The organism is Geodermatophilus ruber, from assembly GCF_900114385.1.
In the GTDB taxonomy this organism is placed as follows: Bacteria; Actinomycetota; Actinomycetes; order Mycobacteriales; family Geodermatophilaceae; genus Geodermatophilus; species Geodermatophilus ruber.
Window position 1 is genome coordinate 103015 of record NZ_FOSW01000003.1, and the last position, 18771, is coordinate 121785.

The 18771-nt window shown below is 71.5% G+C and carries 23 protein-coding genes; 13 read left to right on the forward strand and 10 right to left on the reverse strand.

The window, feature by feature from the left end; translation table 11 throughout:
* Positions 1 to 54: 54 nt before the first annotated feature.
* Positions 55 to 1236 carry an MSMEG_0565 family glycosyltransferase gene (locus tag BMZ50_RS05615; protein WP_177212655.1) on the forward strand — a complete coding sequence of 394 codons (1182 nt, stop codon included), beginning with the start codon at positions 55 to 57 and terminating at the stop codon, positions 1234 to 1236.
* A gap of 80 nt (positions 1237 to 1316) precedes the next feature.
* On the opposite strand, the gene BMZ50_RS05620 is transcribed toward BMZ50_RS05615, so the two are convergent.
* Entirely contained in the window at positions 1317 to 1892 is a 576-nt protein-coding gene (locus tag BMZ50_RS05620; RefSeq protein ID WP_091322153.1) for a cupin domain-containing protein, read from the reverse strand.
* 177 nt (positions 1893 to 2069) lie between these two features.
* On the opposite strand from BMZ50_RS05620, the gene BMZ50_RS05625 reads away from it, so the two are divergent.
* The 8 genes from BMZ50_RS05625 (at position 2070) to BMZ50_RS24030 (ending at position 6586) form a co-directional block, all read left to right on the forward strand.
* Entirely contained in the window at positions 2070 to 3407 is a 1338-nt protein-coding gene (locus BMZ50_RS05625) for an FAD-dependent oxidoreductase (RefSeq protein ID WP_091322155.1), read from the forward strand.
* Between the two features lies 1 nt (position 3408).
* A complete protein-coding gene (locus BMZ50_RS05630) occupies positions 3409 to 3663 on the forward strand; it encodes a hypothetical protein (protein WP_091322157.1) in 255 nt (84 codons plus the stop codon).
* Between the two features lie 65 nt (positions 3664 to 3728).
* Positions 3729 to 4220 carry an MSMEG_0572/Sll0783 family nitrogen starvation response protein gene (locus BMZ50_RS05635; protein WP_091322159.1) on the forward strand — a complete coding sequence of 164 codons (492 nt, stop codon included), beginning with the start codon at positions 3729 to 3731 and terminating at the stop codon, positions 4218 to 4220.
* 100 nt (positions 4221 to 4320) lie between these two features.
* Positions 4321 to 4983 carry a nitrile hydratase subunit beta gene (gene nthB, locus BMZ50_RS05640; RefSeq protein ID WP_091322161.1) on the forward strand — a complete coding sequence of 221 codons (663 nt, stop codon included), beginning with the start codon at positions 4321 to 4323 and terminating at the stop codon, positions 4981 to 4983.
* Positions 4983 to 5585, forward strand: coding sequence for a nitrile hydratase subunit alpha (gene nthA, locus BMZ50_RS05645; RefSeq protein WP_091322162.1), 603 nt, complete (start codon positions 4983 to 4985; stop codon positions 5583 to 5585). The genes nthB (BMZ50_RS05640) and nthA (BMZ50_RS05645) overlap by 1 nt, the downstream gene beginning before the upstream one ends.
* A complete protein-coding gene (locus BMZ50_RS05650; RefSeq protein WP_091322164.1) occupies positions 5582 to 5971 on the forward strand; it encodes a nitrile hydratase accessory protein in 390 nt (129 codons plus the stop codon). Before nthA (BMZ50_RS05645) ends, BMZ50_RS05650 begins: the two co-directional genes overlap by 4 nt.
* Positions 5955 to 6383, forward strand: coding sequence for an OsmC family protein (locus tag BMZ50_RS05655; RefSeq protein WP_177212656.1), 429 nt, complete (start codon positions 5955 to 5957; stop codon positions 6381 to 6383). The genes BMZ50_RS05650 and BMZ50_RS05655 overlap by 17 nt, the downstream gene beginning before the upstream one ends.
* A gap of 56 nt (positions 6384 to 6439) precedes the next feature.
* Complete coding sequence (locus BMZ50_RS24030; protein ID WP_177212657.1) at positions 6440 to 6586, forward strand: hypothetical protein; 147 nt, start codon at positions 6440 to 6442, stop codon at positions 6584 to 6586.
* Positions 6587 to 6630: 44 nt separating this feature from the next.
* Here the strand turns inward: BMZ50_RS24030 and BMZ50_RS05660 are convergent, their stop codons facing one another.
* The 6 genes from BMZ50_RS05660 to nthB (BMZ50_RS05685) are packed head-to-tail and all read right to left on the reverse strand — an operon-like array spanning position 6631 to position 11185.
* Complete coding sequence (locus BMZ50_RS05660; protein WP_091322168.1) at positions 6631 to 8025, reverse strand: amidase; 1395 nt, start codon at positions 8023 to 8025, stop codon at positions 6631 to 6633.
* 2 nt (positions 8026 to 8027) lie between these two features.
* Complete coding sequence (locus tag BMZ50_RS05665; protein WP_091322170.1) at positions 8028 to 8228, reverse strand: hypothetical protein; 201 nt, start codon at positions 8226 to 8228, stop codon at positions 8028 to 8030.
* A 17-nt stretch (positions 8229 to 8245) separates the two neighbouring features.
* On the reverse strand, positions 8246 to 9337 hold the full coding sequence (locus BMZ50_RS05670) for a HoxN/HupN/NixA family nickel/cobalt transporter (RefSeq protein WP_091322172.1): 1092 nt from the start codon (positions 9335 to 9337) through the stop codon (positions 8246 to 8248).
* 51 nt (positions 9338 to 9388) lie between these two features.
* Complete coding sequence (locus BMZ50_RS05675; RefSeq protein WP_177212658.1) at positions 9389 to 9784, reverse strand: nitrile hydratase accessory protein; 396 nt, start codon at positions 9782 to 9784, stop codon at positions 9389 to 9391.
* Positions 9785 to 9789: 5 nt separating this feature from the next.
* Positions 9790 to 10443, reverse strand: a complete 654-nt coding sequence (nthA, locus tag BMZ50_RS05680) for a nitrile hydratase subunit alpha (protein ID WP_091322176.1) — start codon at positions 10441 to 10443, stop codon at positions 9790 to 9792.
* 31 nt (positions 10444 to 10474) lie between these two features.
* Complete coding sequence (gene nthB / locus BMZ50_RS05685; protein WP_091322178.1) at positions 10475 to 11185, reverse strand: nitrile hydratase subunit beta; 711 nt, start codon at positions 11183 to 11185, stop codon at positions 10475 to 10477.
* A gap of 478 nt (positions 11186 to 11663) precedes the next feature.
* Here nthB (BMZ50_RS05685) and BMZ50_RS05690 point away from each other — a divergent pair, with 478 nt between their 5' ends.
* From BMZ50_RS05690 to BMZ50_RS05705, 4 genes are all read left to right on the forward strand, one after another.
* On the forward strand, positions 11664 to 12485 hold the full coding sequence (locus BMZ50_RS05690) for an alpha/beta fold hydrolase (RefSeq protein ID WP_091322180.1): 822 nt from the start codon (positions 11664 to 11666) through the stop codon (positions 12483 to 12485).
* Positions 12486 to 12948: 463 nt separating this feature from the next.
* The gene (locus tag BMZ50_RS05695; RefSeq protein ID WP_177212659.1) at positions 12949 to 13632 is read left to right on the forward strand and encodes an HdeD family acid-resistance protein; all 684 of its coding nucleotides are present in this window, start codon (positions 12949 to 12951) and stop codon (positions 13630 to 13632) included.
* Between the two features lie 288 nt (positions 13633 to 13920).
* Positions 13921 to 14799 (forward strand): alpha/beta hydrolase, encoded by an 879-nt coding sequence (locus tag BMZ50_RS05700; RefSeq protein ID WP_091322185.1) that lies wholly within the window; start codon positions 13921 to 13923, stop codon positions 14797 to 14799.
* Positions 14796 to 15551: an SDR family oxidoreductase gene (locus BMZ50_RS05705; protein ID WP_091322187.1), complete on the forward strand. Its 756-nt coding sequence runs from the start codon at positions 14796 to 14798 to the stop codon at positions 15549 to 15551. The genes BMZ50_RS05700 and BMZ50_RS05705 overlap by 4 nt, the downstream gene beginning before the upstream one ends.
* Before the next feature lie 138 nt (positions 15552 to 15689).
* Here the strand turns inward: BMZ50_RS05705 and BMZ50_RS05710 are convergent, their stop codons facing one another.
* The 3 genes from BMZ50_RS05710 to BMZ50_RS05720 are packed head-to-tail and all read right to left on the reverse strand — an operon-like array spanning position 15690 to position 18750.
* Positions 15690 to 16919 carry an NAD(P)/FAD-dependent oxidoreductase gene (locus BMZ50_RS05710; protein WP_091322189.1) on the reverse strand — a complete coding sequence of 410 codons (1230 nt, stop codon included), beginning with the start codon at positions 16917 to 16919 and terminating at the stop codon, positions 15690 to 15692.
* A gap of 4 nt (positions 16920 to 16923) precedes the next feature.
* The gene (locus BMZ50_RS05715; RefSeq protein WP_091322191.1) at positions 16924 to 17775 is read right to left on the reverse strand and encodes an alpha/beta fold hydrolase; all 852 of its coding nucleotides are present in this window, start codon (positions 17773 to 17775) and stop codon (positions 16924 to 16926) included.
* Positions 17776 to 17835: 60 nt separating this feature from the next.
* A complete protein-coding gene (locus tag BMZ50_RS05720) occupies positions 17836 to 18750 on the reverse strand; it encodes a VOC family protein (RefSeq protein WP_091322193.1) in 915 nt (304 codons plus the stop codon).
* Positions 18751 to 18771: the final 21 nt, after the last annotated feature.

The window sequence follows — 18771 nt, forward strand, 5'->3', positions numbered from 1 at the left end:
CATGGGCAGGGCACCCCAGGTCGCCGGCCCCACGAGCGCAGGCGAGGAGGGACCGTGACCGACCGGCCGATCGCCCTGCTGACCTACTCGACCAAACCCCGCGGGGGGGTCGTGCACACCCTCGAGCTCGCCGAGGCGCTGCACGACCTCGGTGTGCCCGTGCGGGTGGTCGCTCTCGGGGACCCGGCCACCGGGTTCTTCCGGCCGGTGCGGGTGCCGGTCACCCTCGTTCCCGGACCGACGGGTGCCGCTGATCTCGAGGAGAAGGTGGCCGGCAGCATCGACTGCATCGAGCGGGCCCTGCTCGACGTCGTCCGGGCCGCCCCGGAAACGGTCCTGCACGCGCAGGACTGCATCAGCGCCCGAGCGGCCGCGCGCGTCCGGGACGCGGGGTACGGCGTGCCGGTGGTGCGCACCGTGCACCATGTCGACGACTTCTCCAGCCAGATCCTGATGGACTGTCAGCGCCAGGCGATCCTCGAACCGGACGTCGTGCTGGCCGTCACCGAGGTGTGGCGGGAGATCCTCAGCCGGGAGTACGGCGTCCGGCCCGGGGTGGTGCCCAACGGGGTCGACGTCGCCAAGTACGCCGCAGGTTCGCGGGAGCGCGCCGCGCAGCTGCGGTGGGGGGTGGGGGCCCGGAACCGCCCGCTGATCCTGGCCGTCGGCGGGCTCGAGCCGCGCAAGGGCAGCGACTCGCTGGTGCGTGCGCTTGCCCGGCTCCGCGACCGGAGCGGCCTCGCTCCGGTGCTCGCCGTCCTCGGCGGCCACTCCTTCCAGGACTACCGCGCCTACCGCGACGCCGTGCTGGCCGAGCTCCCGGAGCTCGGACTCGAGCTCGGCCGCGACGTCGTGGAGGTGGGGACGGTTCCGGAGGAGGACATGGCTTCCTGGTACCAGGCCGCCGACGTGCTCGCCTTCCCCTCGGTCAAGGAGGGCTTCGGGCTGGCCGTCCTCGAGGCGATGAGCGCCGGGCTGCCGGTCGTCACCAGCGATCTCCCGGTCTTCCGCGAGTACCTCGTCCCTGGCCGGGACGCTCTGCTGGTCGCCCTCGGCGACGTCGAGGGCCTCGCCGGGGCCCTTCTGTCCGTCCTGCAGGACGAGGACCGGCGGGCGGCACTCGTGCAGGCCGGCCGGGCCGTGGCGGACCGCTTCACCTGGCACGAGAGCGCCCGCCGCCATCTGGCGGTGTACACCGGACTGGAGCAGCGCACGTCGCGGCCCGTGCCCGCCTGAACCCCGCCCGCGGGGCGGTTCTGCGGGAGGGCCGCGGTGGCTGCCGCTGGTGGGGACCCGTGCTGGCGGGGGCGTGTCCGCTACTGGGGGCGCAGCGCCATCCAGAGCGCGACCGCGTCCACGCTGCCCGGGTTGCGCCAGGAGTGTTGCTGCACGGTGCGGAAGTGCAGTGAGTCGCCGGGCTGCAGCCGGTAGGTCTGCTGGTTCACGACGAACTCCAGCTCGCCTTCGAGCAGGTAGACGAGTTCCTCGCCGGGGTGCTCCAGGAAGTGGTCACCGCTACTGGCCCCCGGCAGCACGGTGGCGCGGGCCCCGGCGAGGTAGAAGCGACCGTAGGTGCCGCTGATGCCGGCCAGGTCGATGCCGGTGTGCGAAGTCAGGATGGGCCGCTGCTCGCCCTCCCGGACGAAGACGGTCGGGTCCGAGGCCACTTCTTCCTCGTCCACGAAGTAGGCGACCGGTCGCCCCAGGGCCCCGGCCACCTTGAGCAGGGTCGTGATGGTCGGGACCATGCCGCTCTGCTCGATCTTGTGGATCGCGGCCGCGGAGACGTCGGCCTTGACCGCCAACTGCTGCAGTGAGAGGCCGGCCTGCTTGCGCAGCGTGCGTAGCTTCGGGCCGATCCCCGAGACGATCCGGCTGAGGTCCTCGGTCACTGATCAACCCCCCGTGGGCGCGACGTGGTGCTCGACGGAGTGGGAGCCAGGTGGACGCCTGTGACGTACCTCTCGAACAACCCTTGACGCCGCCATTCGCTTCTGCCCACCATAGTGGACGTCCCGTTCCTCATGCTCAACGTCTACGCGGGTCCTGCCCGGCGAAGGAGGGCCTACGTGGCCAAGCGCATCCTGATCATAGGTGGCGGTGCCGCGGGCATCGGCGCCGCGGGAGCAGCCAGGGGCACCGATCCGACCGCCGAGATCACCGTCTACACCGAGTACCAGGACGCCGCCTACAGCCCCTGCGGGATCCCCTACGTGCACGGCGGGGAGATCCCGGACTTCGAGCGCCTCTTCCTCGGCACCAAGCAGCAGTACGCCGACCAGGGCATCGATATCCGCTACGAGACCGCCGTCGAGGCGATCGACGTCCGGGCGAAGACCGTCACCGTGGCGGGTCGGCCGGTCCCCTACGACTCGCTGGTCGTGGCCACGGGCTGGGACTACGGCCGGCCCGACGTGCCGGGCAACGACCTGTCCGGCATCTACTACATGAAGAACATCCGCGAGGCCATGGAGTGGGACAAGACCCTGGACGGCGTCCGGAGCGCCGTGGTCCTCGAGGCCGGCCCGCTGGGCATGGAGATGGTCACCGCACTGTGTCACCGCGGCATCGAGACCCACCTGGTCGACCCGAGCCCGTGGGCCCTGTCGATGGCCACCGACCCGGACATCGCCAAGCCGGTCCAGGACTCCTGGCTCGAGATGGGCGCCACGCTGCACTTCAACACCAAGCTCGAGGCCATCCTGGGTGACGCCGCAGGCAAGGTGCGGGCGGTCGCGACCTCGGACGGCGAGATCGCCTGCGACCTCCTGGTCGTGTGCACGCACAAGGAGCCGCAGACCCGGCTCGGCGCTGCGGCCGGTCTCACGACCGGGTCGGCCGGTGGGTTCATCGTCGACGAGACGATGGCGACCTCGGCCCCTCACGTCTGGGCCGCGGGTGACTGTGCCGAGATCCCGCACGGCGTGAGCAACGTGCCGGTACAGGGGCTGTCCGGCAGCCACGCGTACGCACAGGGCAAGGTCGCCGGGGTCAACGCCGCAGGGGGGAAGCGGGCCTACCAGCCGGTCTACGTCCCCTGGGGCATGGTCGCCGGCAAGTGGATGATCGGCGGGGTCTCCTTCTCCGAGACGCTGGCCACCGCGATCGGTATCCCCTACGTCATGGGAGAGGCCCAGGGCATCTCCCGGGCCCGCTACTTCCCGGACATGAAGCCGGTCAAGGTCAAGCTCCTCGCGGAGCCGGGCAGCCTCCGGCTCATCGGCGCCCAGATGGTCGGCGGCGAGGGGATCAAGGAGCGGGCCGACTTCCTGGCGATGGCCGTCCGCACCGGCATCACGCTGCGCGACCTGGCCACGATGGAGAACGTCTACTCCCCGCCCATCGGCGCGCTCAACGAGCCGATCGCCATGGCGGCCCAGAACGCGCTGTCCCGGCTGGGGTCCTGAGGTGGCGTTCGCCCGCTGGGTCCGTGCGGTCTCGGAGAAGCAACTGCTGACCGCCGCCCAGGTCGAGGTCGCCCGCCGGCGCGGGGCGCCGCTGCCACCACCGCCACGCGGGGTGGACATCTTCTGGCAGAAGGTCTACGTCCCGATCTACCACAAGCTGCCCTGGAAGCTGCGGTCCAAGGTGATGCTCGCGATGCCGGGCAGCCACCGGCGGACCTGGCACACACCTGACCAGGTGAAGGGCCCGGCCGTCTGACGGCCAGTACCACCGCACTGCACGACCCGTATGCCGGTTCGCATCCCAGCCCAGGAGGAACACGCATGAGCACGAAGACCGTCGACATCCCGAAGGCCCAAGAGGGCGACATCCTGTACGACACCAGCGAGAAGGTGTTCCCGGACATCAAGGCCGAGCCCGGCCAGAAGGCGTTCGTGTTCATCCACACCGTCCCGTTCGAGGGCTCGGTGGCGCTGGTGAACCTGAAGACCTCGACGCGCCTCGTTCGCAAGGGCTTCGACGTCAGCATCGTGCTGTACGGGCCGGCCGTCCTGCTGGCCTCGGCCACCCGCGGCTACCCGTCCGTCGGGGCCGAGGGCTTCCCGGGCAACCTGGCGGTCAACGAGCAGCTCAAGGTCCTCATGAAGGAAGGGGCGACGATCTACGCCTGCCGCTTCGCCATGGGCGCCCTGTACGGCTTCCGCGAGGACGACCTCATCGAGGGCGTCAAGGCTTTCAACCCGCTCGACGTCCTGGACTCCGCGCTCTACGCGTGGAAGGAGAAGGCGTTCCAGCTCAACACCTGGACCGTCTGACCCGTTCAGCCACACCCGCCAGTACGGCGATCGGCGGACCAGCAGCGCCGGTCGCCGTACCGGTGGGTCCCTACTCGCGACGACGCCAGGAGGACCCGTCATGGACGGCGTGCACGACATGGGTGGCAAGGCCGAGCACTTCGGGCCGCTCCCGACCATCGACCCCCAGGAGCCGGTCTTCCACGCGGAGTGGGAGGGCAAGGCATTCGCCCTGGCGCTGCTGGCGAACCGGGTCTCGGGGGCGAACCTGCACGCCTTCCGGCACGCCATCGAGCGGGTGCCCGAGCCGGAGTACCTGTCGGGTTACTACGAGCGCTGGCTGGCCAGCGCCGAGATCCTGCTGGTGGACAGCGGCATCCTGGCGCCGGGCGCGGTCGCGGCCCGGGCGGAGAACCTGAGGGGTGGCCGGGTGGAAGAGCCCGCCGTCCCCGAGCCGCACAAGCCCACCATGCCCAGCGGTGGCGGCGGCAACCTGCGCACCGTCGAGGAGTCACCGGCCTTCGCGGTCGGCGACGCGGTCACTACGCGGACCAGCGTCCCCTCGACGCACGACCGGCTGCCGTCCTATGCCCGCGGCAGAACCGGCACCGTCACCGCGGTGCAGCCGGCGCAGGTGCTGCCCGACACCGCGGCCCACTTCGTCGGGGAGAACCCCCAGCACGTCTACGCCGTCGAGTTCGCCGCGCACGAGCTGTGGGGAGAGGACGCCGAACCGTTCACGCTGACCCTCGACCTCTACGAGAGCTACCTGGAGAAGGCCTGATGACCGAGGTGGAAGCCACCGTCGACCCGACCATCTCCCCGGCGCTGCGCGCCGAGGCGCTGGAGTCGCTGCTGCTCGAGCGCGGGCTGATCGACACGAAGACGATCGAGACCTTCATCCGCACCTACGAGACCGCCGTCGGCCCGATGAACGGGGCGAAGGTCGTGGCCAAGGCGTGGACGGACCCGGAGTACAAGCAGCACCTGCTCGCCGACGGCACCGCGGCGATCGCGGCGCTCGGCTTCAAGGGGCCCCAGGGCGAGCACATGGTCGTCCTCGAGAACACTCCGGACGTACACCACGTCGTGGTCTGCACCCTCTGCTCCTGCTACCCGTGGCCGGTCCTCGGGCTGCCGCCGTCCTGGTACAAGGACCCCGCCTACCGGGCGCGCGTGGTCAAGGAGCCGCGTGCCGTGCTCGCCGAGTGGGGCACCGAGCTGGACCCGGGCGTGGAGGTGCGGGTGATGGACTCCAGCTCCGAGGTGCGCTACCTGGTGCTGCCCGAACGCCCGGCCGGCACCGAGTCCATGTCGGAGGAAGAGCTGGCTGCGCTCGTCACCCGGGACTCGATGGTGGGCGTGACGAAGGTGCTGGCGCCGTGACGACGGCGACCCTCCCGCTGGACGTCGAGGGTCCGGCGGCGCCGCCGCGCGCCAACGGTGAACTGGTGTTCGCCGAGCCGTGGGAGGGCCGCGCCTTCGGCCTGACCATGGCCCTGGCCGACCGCGGAGTGCTGTCCTATGACGCGTTCCGCGAGGTGCTCATCGCACGGATCGCGGCGTGGGAGGCCGACCACCCGGTGGGGGAGTGTTTCAGCTACTACCGCTGCTGGCTGCAGGCGCTGGAGCAGGTGCTCGCGAGTGAGGACCTCGTGCCGGCGGAGGAGCTCGTGGCGCGGTCCGCGGCATTCGCCGCGCGTCCGGCGGGCCACGACCACGAGCACGAGCACGACCACGGACATGACCACGGACATGACCACGACCACTGAGCGCGGCGGTACGAACACCGCCGTCGCCACCTGGCAGGGCGGCTGGCTCTGTTCGGTGGACGCGGGCGGGTTCCGGCTGGTCGTCGACGAACCGGCGGCGGTCGGCGGCACCGGCCTGGGACCGATGCCCACCGACCTGCTGCTGGCCTCCCTGTCGTCCTGCTACGCCCTGGCACTCGCCTGGGCCGCGAGGAAACGCGGGCTGGAACTGCCCGATCTGGAGGTCACGGCGACGGGTAGTTACGCCGGCCAGAAGTTCGGTGCGCTCGTCCTGACCGTGCGCACCAGCCTGCCGGCCGAGCACGTCGAACCGCTTCTGGAGCCCGCCAAGCGGGTCTGTTACGTCTCCAACACCTTCGCGCACGTCCCCGAGGTGCACGTGGCTCTTGCCGCCCCCACCCCGGGGCTGTGAGCACGACTCCACCGCACGCACCGGCCTGGGCGGGTCGCCCGGGGGGCTGTCTCGACGTGTCGCCAGCAGGGCTGTCGTCGCACGCTGTTCGTCCTCCTGCTGCTGCCCAGGCGGCGGACGGCCGGTTGCTGCTCGGCCGGCTGCTCGCCGAGAACCCCGCCCTGCTCTGCCCCTGGGAGGCCCGCGTCCTGAAGAACGCCTGACCCGGTCCGGCAGTGCACACCTGCGCGGACCGGGCCCGACGGCATCACACGACCGGAGCGATCCGGCCCACCGTGGTGACCGCGCCCTCGTAGGCCGTCCCGACCCTGAGGACCGTCACCTCGTCGAAGGGCCGTCCGGTCACCTGCATGCCCAGGGGCAGTCCGGCGGCGTCGAAGCCGACGGGCAGCGACAGGGCCGGGAGGCCGGTCAGGTTCCCCGGCGAGGTCAGCCGCACGAGCGCGGTGGTGACGTCCTCGGAGCTCCCGTCGGGCCAGGTCAGCTCCGTCGCGCCCACCTCCGGGGCGGCGACAGGCATCGCGGGGGTCACGAGGACGTCGATGTCGTCGTACATCCTCGCCCACGCCTGCTGCATCAAGGTGCGGACCCGGAGCGCCTTGATGTAGTCGGTTGCCAGAACCAACTCGCCCACCTCGAGGAACAGCCGCACGTCCTCGGTGTACAGATCGCCCTTGGTCCGCAGCATCTCCTGGTGGTAGGCGCTCGCCTCGGGCAGCAGGATCCCCCATTCGGCGGCAAGGATCTCGTCGGCGTACGGGATGGTCACCTCGCGCAGCTCGGCACCCAGCCCGTCGAGCACGCCGATGGCCGCGTGCACCGCGGCCGCGACGTCCTCGTGCACCCGGTCGAAGTAGTAGTTGGACGGCACGCCGACCCGCAGCCCGGCGATCCCGCGGTCGAGCCCGCTGGTGTAGTCGGGCACGGGGACGTCGACGGTCGCGGGGTCGAGCCGGTCGAAGCCCGCGATCTCGTTCATGACCAGGGCACAGTCGACCACGTTGCGGGAGAGCGGTCCTACGTGGTCCAGGGACCACGAGAGCGACGCGACGCCGCGGCGGGATGCGCGGCCGTACGTGGGCTTGAGCCCCACCGTGCCGCAGAGACTGGCCGGGATGCGGATCGAGCCGGCCGTGTCGCTGCCCAGCCCGACCATGCAGGTGCCGGACGCGACCGCCGCCCCCGAACCGCCGCTGGACCCGCCCGGGATGCGCCCGGTGTCCCAGGGGTTGCGCGTGGTGGGGGTGATGGCACCGAAGGCGAACTCGTGGGTGTGGGTCTTGCCGACAGGGATCATCCCCGCGGCGACGAGGCGTTCGACGGCCACCGCGTCGGTGTCCGGCACGTTGCCCGCACGAACCGCGGAGCTGCAGGTGGTCGGCACCCCGGCGGTGTCGTAGAGGTCCTTCACCCCCAGGGGGATGCCGTGGAGGGGACCGCGGTACCGGCCGGCGGCGATCTCCTGCTCGGCCTGCGCGGCGGCCTTGCGGGCCGGCTCCGCGGTCACACAGGCATAGGCGTTCAACGCCCCCTCGGTCGCCTCGATCCGGGCCAGGACCGAATCGATGAGCTCGACCGGCGACAGCCGGCGGGCCTCGATCTCCCCGGCGGCAGCGGTGAGCGACAGCTCGAACGGCTCCATGCTCAGGCTCCCCAGCGGGCATCGAAGGCGGTGGCGGGCGGGGTTTCCCCGAGCGGGACGTCGTCGAGCCGGTCGATCAGTGCGTAGATCGCCTCCGCCGTGGGGCCGACGAACTCCGCCCGCTCGGAGGCGATTTCCAACCGGGCCGTACGGGCGGCGTGGGTCAGCGCCTCCCCGGAGAAGGATCGCGGGGTCGTGGGCATGGAGCAGCTCCTCAGGATCAGACGTGGACCGACGGGCGGACGGCTGAGCGCTCGGGGACGCCGCCGGGACCGTCGGGCACGGCCCGGCGGCGGACAGCGGCCGTCGCCCAGACGGCCAGGAACAGGGCGGCGACGGCGTAGCCGATGTACTCGAAGTGCCCGGCCAACGCGCCGTACGGCGTGAGCCAGGTCCAGCCGGCCTCGTCGGCCAGCAGGCCGGCCAGGTAGACGCTGGAGACGAAGGCGCCGATCGCGACGGTCAGAGCGGTGGTGAGGATGTTGTACGAGAGCCGGCGGGCCGGTTTCTGCTGGGACCAGGCGTAGGCCCGGGTCATCAGCAACCCGTCGCAGGTGTCGAAGGCGCTCATGCCTGCGGCGAACAACAGAGGCAGCGACAGCACCGCGAGGAAGGAGAGCCCGCCGTCGGACACGGTCGTTGCCGACAACGCCAGCAGCGCGACCTCCGAGGCCGTCTCCAGCCCCAGGCCGAACAGGATGCCGAGGGGGTACATGTGCCAGGACGAACGCACCAAGGCACGCGCCCGCCCGCCGAGGACCCGGTTGAGCAGCCCGCGGTTCAGGAGGAGGAGCTCGATCTGCTCCTCGTCGGCCTCGCCGGCCCGGTACCGCCGGCGGGCCAGGACCAGCCCCCTCAGGACGACGGCGTTGATCCCCGCCACCGCGAGCAGGAACAGGACCGCCACTGCGGCCGCGACCAGCCCGCCGACCTCCTCGACCGGACCGAGGTCCCCCACGGAGACCCACCCGGCGGCGAACGCGGCCACCAGGGCGAGGACCACGACGACGGAGGAGTGTCCGAGCGCGAAGAAGAAGCCGACACCCACCGGACGTCTGCCCTGCGCGACCATCAGCCGGGTGGCGTCGTCGATCGCCGCGATGTGGTCGGCGTCGAAGGCGTGCCGCACCCCCAGCGCGTAGGCGAGCGTGCCTGCGCCCGCGAAGGCACCGGCTCCCGCGTAGGTTCGCGACTCCAGCAGGAACAGGGTCCAGCCCAGGACGTGCAGGGCCAGTACCGCGCCGAGCACACCGGCGACGCGCAGCCTCAGGTTCCGCCGCACACCGGGCACGGCGATCGTCACGGTCGTCACGCGGCGCTCGTCCGGGGCCCACGTGCCACGACCACCGGGGTTCTCACGCCCTCAGTGGTGCTTCGGGTCCCGAACCCCGTGCAGGAATTCATGAGTGCGCGCATCCAGCTCGTCGGCATCCACCAGCCCCCGCTCGAGGAGGAGGGACTCCAGCCCCTGCAGCCACTCCCGGTAGTAGCTCCAGGACGCCCGCTCGGCCGGATCCGCCCGTTCCCACCGGTCGATCGCCGCGACGAGCCGGCCCTGGAACTCCGGCCACGAGAAGCGCCCGTCCCGGTGTGCCGCGACCGCCAGTGCGAAGGCGCGGATCTCCCAGGGCGCCGAGAAGGCGAGCTCACCCTCCTTGCGCGGCAGCAGATCCTGACCGGGCAGGTCGGCCACGATCCGTTCCACGTCCGGCCGGCAGTCCTCCTCGACCCTTCCGCCGGTGCCCGTCACATCGGTCACCGCGGTCACCGGGCACCCGCCGGGGAGTCGGGCGTGCGGGGCAGGCCGGTCCCGATCATCGAGTCACGGGTGATGAGCTCGACGAGCTCCTCCTCCGACAGCCCCTCGGTGCCCGGCGGCTGCTGCGGGAGGACCCAGTAGCGGACCTCGGCGCTGGAGTCCCACACCTTGATGGTCTTCTCGTCGGGAACGTCGAGCTCGAACTCCCCGCGCAGCAGCGCCCGGGGGTCCTTCACGATCCGGGACCGGTACGCGGGGTACTTGTACCAGTTCGGCGGGAGGCCGAGCACCGGCCACGGGTAGCAGGAGCACAGCGTGCAGACGATGACGTTGTGGACCTCGTCGGTGTTCTCGACGACGACCATGTCCTCCCCCTGCATGCCCCCGATGCCGAGTTCGGCGCAGGCCGCGACGGGATCGGCCAGCAGGCGCTGCTTGAAGTCCGGATCGGTCCAGGCCCGGGCGACCGCGCGGGCGCCGTTGCGCGGGCCCACCTCCTTCTCGTAGAGGTCGGCCACCCGGTCCACCGTCTCCGAGGCCAGGACTCCCTTCTCCAGCAGCAGGGACTCCAGGGCCTTCACGCGGGCCACGACCACCGGGTCCGGTGTCGGGTCGGCGTTGTAGTCCGGCCGGACCGGCAGGACGTGGTCGGTGCTCATGGTCGATTCCTCCTTGATTCGGGGGCGGACGTCACCGGTCGAGGGCGGCGCGGTCGTCCGTGTCCCCGTCGAGCGCCACGAGGTAGGACTCCCACATGTCGAAGTGGTTCACGGTCCGCGGATCGGCCCCGGGACCCCACACCTCGACGGAGTCGAAGCGCACGGTGTAGACGTGCTGGGGCTGTTCGCCCAACCCGTGGGCATGGGTGTCGGGGAAGACGAACGCGCCGTGCACGGCGTCGATCACGCCCCGCTTGCCACGGAGGTAGCCGGCCAGGCGGGTGTGCCCCTTCGGGTGCAGGTTCCGGACGAGGACCCGGTCCCCGGGCGCGAAGGCCGGCTTGGCGTCGATCTCCCGCCGGGCCGGGGCGCCGGACCGCAGGAACCCCACGATCGCTTCCGCGGCCGCAGGATCCGAGCGCTGCGGCAGGGGCGCCGACGGGTCGTCGAGGAACTGTTGCGTCCGGGCCCGGAGCTCCTCCTCTGTGAGCAGGCCGGTCTCCACCAGCCCCTTCTCCATGGTGAACAACCAGTGCTCGTAGTAGGGCGAGGACAGGTAGTCGACCGGGTGCATCTTCTCGATGCCGTGCCGGAACGCGTCGAGGTTGAGCCCCGAAGCCATCGCCGGGAAGCTCATCGCGAAGACGGTCCGTTCCCACGGGTTGTCGAAGAGCGGTTCCTCCGGGCGGTAGCCCACCGGCCCCAGGCCATCCGTGCCACCGATGTCGTGCACACCGTCCACAGTCACTCCCGAGGGGTCACTGGCAGCCGAAGCCGCGGGTAGGGGGGCCCTGAGACTGCCCGCGCGGGTGTGACGTTGGCAATACCCTTCTGCGAACTCGGTGTAGCAGGATCTGGCACCGGCGCGACTCCCCGGCGGCGGAACAGGCGTCGCGGACCACCAGGTGGCCGCCGCGCTCGTCACCGGGACACCGGAGGCGTCGTCCCCGATTCCTCGCCGACCTGGTGACGTTCGCCGACCCGACGTCCCCGGTCCTCCTCCCTGGCCTACCTCAGGGGGCAGGACCGGCTCTACCGCTTCTGCACCAGCGTCGATACCGCCACCGGCGACCGCCGGACCGGCCGCGGGGGCCGGACGAGAGCGGTCCAGCGCGTCGTGAGGGCCGCGGCTCACCTCGGCGGGGTGATTCCTGGCCCCGGCCCCTGCGGTCGGCTCGGGTGTCCGCACCAACCAGATGCCCGGGGAACGGAGCCGGATCATGAGCTTCATCACCACCGCAGACGGCACCGAGATCTACTACAAGGACTGGGGTGAGGGACCCGTCGTCACGTTCTCGCACGGCTGGCCGCTGAACGCCGACGCGTGGGACGGACAGATGCTCTTCCTGGCCCAGCACGGCTACCGGGTCATCGCGCACGACCGCCGCGGCCACGGCCGTTCCAGCCAGCCCACGGCCGGCAACGACATGGACGGCTACGCCGACGACCTGGCGGCCCTGCTGAACTTCCTGAACGTGCGCGACGCGACGCTGGTGGGGCACTCCACCGGCGGCGGCGAGGTCGCCCGCTACATCGGTCGGCACGGCACGAGCCGGGTGGCGAAGGCGGTCCTGCTGTCGGCCGTGCCGCCGCTCATGCTGCAGACCGAGGCCAACCCCGAGGGGCTGCCCAGGCAGGTCTTCGACGGCCTGCGCGCCGGGGTGGCCGGCGACCGCTCGCAGTTCTACAAGGACCTGGCGGTGCAGTTCTACGGCGCCAACCGGGACGGCGCCAACGTCTCCCAGGGCCTGCTGGACCAGTTCTGGCTGTGGAGCATGCAGGCCGGCGCGTGGGGCGCCTACGCCAGCATCAAGGCGTTCTCGGAGACCGACTTCACCGAGGACCTGACGAAGATGGACGTGCCCACGCTGGTGATGCACGGCGAGGACGACCGGATCGTCCCGGTGCACGACTCGGCCCGGAAGTCCGCCCGGCTGCTCAAGAACGCGCGGGAGATCTACTACCCGGGCGGCCCGCACGGGATCACCGCCACCAACCCCGGCCGGATCAACGCCGACCTGCTCGCCTTCCTCCGCAGCTGAAGCCCGGGCGGCTCACCGCCGCGCGCGAACACGCGGCTGCCCCGGACGGCGGTACCGGTCCTCCGCGAAGGACACCGTCACCCTGAGCAAGGGTGGCGGTGGGCTGGAGCTCGGGATCCAGGGGGCGACCAGGCGCTGCTCGAACCCCTGCCCACTCGCACGGACGCGCCGCCTCGGACCGGTACCGGCGCGACACGACGCTGCCGCTGCCGGTCGGGCCGAAGACGCTGTGGTTCCTTCGTCGCAACACGGTCCGGCCCCCGGTCGACCGCTGAAGGGATGCCGCGCCGGGTGGGAGGGGGTCGGCTCGCCGGACGCCGGCCCTGCACCTCATCCGGGACGGACGATCCGGGTGGACCTGACCGGCGTGAGGATGGGCGCTGTCCTGCCCAGCGGGACGTGGACACCGCGACCGTCGCCCGGCGCCTGCGTGCCGTTTCGCCGCAGCCGAGGAGCAAACGCCATGACCGACGACATCTCGCAGGTCCGCGGCACCGGACGCGCGCTGCTGGAGCGAGGGGCGGCCCGGTGGTGGTGGGCGCTGCTCGTGGCCGGGCTCGTCTGGTTCGTCATCGGCTGGCTGGTGCTGCGCGCCGACTACACCTCGCTGGCGACGGTCGGCGTGCTGGTCGGCATCGTCTTCCTGATCGCCGCGGTCAGCGAGGGCGCCCTGGCCGCGGTCGTGACGGGGGGCTGGAAGGTGTGGCACCTCGCGCTGGCGGCGCTGTTCGTGCTCGGTGCGATCTGGGCGTTCGTCCGTCCGGTCGACACCTTCTTCGCCCTCGCCTCGATGCTGGGCCTGCTGCTGTTCATCCAGGGCTTCTTCTACATCACCGAGGCGTTCGTGATGCGGGACGCCAGCCCGTACTGGTGGCTGGGGCTGACCAGCGGTGGCCTGCTCGTGCTGCTGGCCCTGTGGATCTCGACGTCCGACCGCGTCTGGACCCTGGCCACCCGCTCGGCGTTCATCCTGCTCTGGGTGGGGTTCATGGCCGTGTTCCGCGGGATCCGGGACATCGCGCTGGCCTTCGAGCTCCGCAGGGTGGGCCAGCAGGCGGAGGCCCGCCTGGAGGAGGCGGAGGCACCGTTCGTCCCGGCGCAGGAACGGCGGACGGCGGCGGAGGCACCCCACGCCCGGCAGCCGTAGCGAGGGGCTGACGGCGATGGGACAGGCGGCTCCCCGGCTGAACGCACCGCGGCAGCCGGAGCCTGCTGCCCAGCCCCCGGAGGAGGTGCCGCGCGGGTTCCAGGCGCACGTGCGGCCGGTGTTCCGCGGGCGGGACCGGCAGCCGATGCACGTCGCCTCGACCTGTGGTCGGCCGGCGACGTCCGCGCGCACGCCGCAGGGATCGGCGCGAGCGGAACGGCCGGCTCGGTGGTGAGCGCTGCGGCCGACCGCCCCCGATGACCACCCGAGCACAGGAGGGATCTCGTCATGGCGTCGATTTCCGAGCGGGAGATGCGAGAGATCGAGGCGGCCAACGCCTCTGACGCCACTCCGGTCGTCCTCATCCACGGCCTCTGGCTGCTGCCCAGCAGCTGGGCGAACTGGGCGGACTTCCTCGCGCAGGCCGGCTACGCGCCGTTGACGCCGGACTGGCCGGACGATCCGGAGACGGTCGAAGCAGCCCGGGCGAACCCGGAGGCCCTCGCCAAGAAGACCTTGAGTCAGGTCGCCGCGCACACCACCGAGATCATCCAGGCCCTCGACGAGAAGCCGGTCGTCATGGGGCACTCGACCGGGGGGCTGCTGGCGCAGATGCTCGCGGGCCGGGGCCTGGCGGCGGCCACGGTGGCGATCGACCCCGGGGTCTTCCGCGGCGTCCTCCCGCTGCCGGTCTCGGTGCTCAAGGGCGTGGGCCCGTTCCTGCTCGACCCGCGCACGCGCGGGCGCGCGATCACCCTCACGTTCGACCAGTTCCGGTACGGCTGGGCGAACGCGCTGGACGAGCAGGAGGCGAGGGAGCTCTACGAGGAGTTCCACGTCGCCGCCCCGGGGATCGCCCTGGTGCAGATGGGCAGCGCGAACCTCAACCCCTGGACCGAGGCGAAGGTGGACACGACCAACCCCGACCGCGGGCCGCTGCTGATCATCGACGGCGAGCAGGACCACACGGTCCCCTGGGCGATCGCGCACGCCGCCTACAACCGGCAGCGGCGCAACCCCGGCGTGACCGAGATCGTGAAGATGTCGAACCGGGGCCACTCCCTGACCATCGACCACGGCTGGCGCCAGGTCGCCCAGACGGCGCTCGACTTCGTCAACCGGTACGTGCCGACCCGGGACCGCGCCGGCGACAAGGAGATGTCGTGAAGATCGTCGTCATCGGCGGAACCGGCCTCATCGGTTCGAAGCTCGTCGCGCAGCTGCGCGAGGACGGCCACGAGCCGCTCGCGGCCTCGCCCGGCACCGGCGTCAACACGCTGACCGGCGAGGGGTTGGCGGCCGCGCTCGCGGGCGCCCACCTCGTCGTCGACGTCGCCAACGCGCCCGCCTGGGACGACGTGGCGGTCATGGACTTCTTCCGGACCTCGGCGCGGAACGTCCTGGCGGCGGAAACGGGCGCCGGCGTGCGGCACCACCTCGTGTTGTCCGTCGTCGGCGCCGACCGGCTCCCCGACAGCGGCTACCTTCGTGCGAAGGTCGCCCAGGAGGAGATCGTGCGGGCCGGATCCGTGCCGTTCACGATCCTCCGCGCGACGCAGTTCTTCGAGTTCGTCGGCCGCATCGTCGATTCCAGCACCGTGGACGGCACGGTCCGCCTGGCGCCCGTGCTCGTCCAGCCCGAGGCGGCCGACGACGTGGCAGCCACGCTGTGCGACGTGGCCGTGGACGAACCGCGCAACGGCCTCCTCGAACTGGCCGGGCCCGAGCAATTCCGGTTCGACGAGCTCGCCCGGCGGTTCCTCGACGCCAACCACGACTCGCGCCCCGTGACGGTCGACGTGCACGCGCGCTACTTCGGCACGGAGCTCGCCGAGCAGTCCCTGGTTCCCACCGGTGGCCACGCCCGCATCGCCCCGACCCGGTTCGAGGACTGGCTCAGCCGGTCGGTCGCAGTGTGAGCGCCCCAGGGCGACGGCAGCTCCCGCAGGGGCCGCAGATCGTCCCGGATCGTTCCGGTCATGACGATCTCCCTTGCAGGCGGATCAGGAGGTAGCCGCCTCGCGCAGCTGCCCGGCCGACCTCGTTGTCGAGGATCGTCATCGCGCTGCTCCCACGGCCCCGGCGCCGGCCAGCGCCAGGGCGTCGTCCCAGCTCGCACCCGCGACGAGCAGCTTCCGATAGGGCATCAGCGGGCGCATCGCACCGAGACCGACGACCCCCTGCAACGCGCCGTCTCCGCCGGAGACGGCGACGAAGGACCCGTCGAGGGCGCCGTGGACGATCCGCAGGTCGTCCTGGGGTCGGAGCCGGCCGAACACCTGCAGTCGCGAGTCCAGCTGGTCGCTCCACACGTAGGGCACCGGGTCGTGCACCTGGTTCCCGCCGGTGAGGTTGGCGGCCACCACCCCGGCGCTCTCGACCGCGTTGGTCCAGTGCTCCACCCGCGTGTCCTGCCCGTAGCGCGGGTGCCGCCATCGGACGACGTCTCCGACTGCGAACACGTCGTCGACCCCGCGCGCGGCCAGCCGCTCGTCGCAGACCACGCCGTCGCGCAGGTCCAGACCGGAGTCCTCCAGCCACGAGGTCTCCGGGCGGGTGCCCAACCCGAGGACGACGAGGTCCGCCGGGAGGCGCGACCCGTCGGTCAACCGGACCTCTTCGACCCGCCGGTCGCCCCCGATGTCCACGACGCCGACGCCCATCCGCAGGTCGATGCCCGCGGCGGCGTAGCGGCGGGTGAGCGCGGCGCCCACCACCGGACCCAGGCCGCGCACCATCATCTGCGGCAGCAGCTCCACGACGGTGACCGTGCAGCCCAGCGCGCGGGCGGTCCATGCGACCTCCGCCCCGATGAACCCGCCGCCGACCACTACCAACCGAGTGGCCGCTGCGCACCCGGCCCGGATGGCCGTGGCGTCAGCGAGCGTGCGCAGCTGGTGCACACCCGGCCGCGGTTCGACCCCGGGCAGCGGCCGGGGCGTGGACCCGGTGGCAACGACGACCTGCGAGAAGTCGAGGCGCTGCCCGTCGGCCAGCAGGACCTGGTGGCCTGGGACGTCGAGGTGCACGGCGGGCCCGCGAACGAGCCGGACGTCGAGCTCGGCCAGGTCGTCGGGCGACAGCAGCGGCATGGGCGCAGCGGCCGGATCGGTGAGGAAGTCCTTGGACAGTGCCGGGCGGTCGACGGCTACGACGTCGTCCCCGCCCGGCTCGGCCCCGATCAGGACGATCTCGCCGGCGTACTGCCGTGCGCGCAGCGCTCGGACCGTGTGTACACCGGCCAGCGAGGCGCCGGCCACCACGATCCGCGCGGGGGCCAGCGGCATCCGCCTACCGCCCGTGGGTGACGGAATCCGCGGTCTGCCTGCGGTAGCCGTCGAGGAAGTCCAGCGTGACGGCGGAGAAGATCTCCGGGTATTCGATCATCGCCCAGTGGCGGCAGTTCGGGATCAGGTACCCGGAGGAGTTCTCCAGCAGCTCCAGGAATCGGTACGCCTGTGCCACGGGGACGACCAGGTCGTCCTTTCCGTGCACGACCAGCGTCCGGGTCTTGATCTTCGCGATCTCCTCGGGCGGATACGCGAGCTCGTGCTCGCGCACCCACTTCATGGTCGCCGCATAGGCCGCCCGGGTAGCCGGTTGGGTGGACAGCTCGTAGCGGTACTGCACCTGTTCCTCGGTGGCGGTGAAGTGGGGGTTGGCCAGCGCGGCGATGATCCGGCGCATCCCCTCGACCGTGAAGTCGTAGCCGAGGATCGCGCCCAGCGCCGGGTTCGGCTCGCCGGACAAGCCGGCACTGCCCATCAGGACCAGGTTCTCGACCAGGTCGGGCCGCTGCATGGCCACGCCCAGGGAGGTGGCCCCGCCCATGGAGTTGCCCACCAGGCTGACCTTCTCGAGCCCGAGGGCTTCGATGAAGGCGATGAGCTGGGCGTTGCGGGCGTCCTGGCTGTAGGTGAACCCCGCCGGGTCCGGCTTGTCCGAGTGCCCGAAGCCGACCAGGTCGACGGCGATCGCGCGCTTGCGCGCGGCGAAGAAGGGGAGGCAGGTGGTCCAGTTGGACACCCCGTCGGCCCCGGCACCGCCGCCGTGGATCAGGATGACCGGATCGCCGGAACCTTCCTCGATGTAGTGGGTCCGGAAATCACCCGTCTGGATCATCTTGCCGGTGGGGGAGACCATGGTTCTCGTTCTTCTTTCCTGAGCTGAAGGGGTTCGGTCGAGCGGGCAGTGAGGCTGGGGCTACGAGGCGGGCGGCGACACCGGCTCCAGGCAGGCCGGCGGCGGAGCGTCGCCGGGGCGGTGCCCCCAGATGCTGGTGCTCTTCATGTGGGTCACCACCCACTGGTCCGGGACGTCGACGGTCGAGGCGCCCCAGCCGTACTCGATCTCGAAGCCGCTGGGGGACCGGACGTAGAAGCTCAGCATCCGGTCGTTGGCGTGCCGGCCGAGCGTCATGGCCAGAGGGATCTGCCGGTCCAGGACGAGCTGGTGGGCGATGCCGACGTCGTCGAGGTCCTCCACCTGCAGCATCAGGTGATGCAGGCCCCGCATGCCCGGGATCCCCATGATCGCCAGGCTGTGGTGCCGCGGGTTGACGTGCAGGAAGACAAGCGTGTTGCCGTCGAAGTCGATCTCGTCGCTGACCCGGAACCCGAGCACCGTGCAGAAGAAGTCGAGCGACTCCGTCAGGTCGGGAACCACGAGCACCACGTGGCCCAGGCCTTGACCGCGGGTGACGAAGCCGGCCGTGCCCCGGCCGGGCCGGAAGGAGCCCGGAACGACCAGCTGGCCGTAGAACAACTCGTGGGTGAAGCCCGCCGGGTCGGTGAAGCGGACCAGCTGGCGGACCTTCGCTGCCCGGCACTCCTCTGCGGTGCCTCGCTCCACGGTCACCCCGGCCTGCTCCAGCGTGGCCACCGCGTCGGCCAGATCCCCGGCGCCGGGCAGCTCCCAGCCGATGCACTGCACCCGGTTGTGCGGCCCTTCGCTGATCTGGAGCCGGCCCGGCCGGTCGTCGTTGGTGAGGGAGACCGTGTCCGGTCCTCCGGCCAGGTCCTCGGAGACCGCGAGGCCGAGCACCTCCGGGCCGAACGTGGCCCACTCCTTCGCGTTGGGTGATTCCACCCGCAGGTACCCGAGCGATGTGATCTTCATGGTCCTACCTTTCTCGACGCC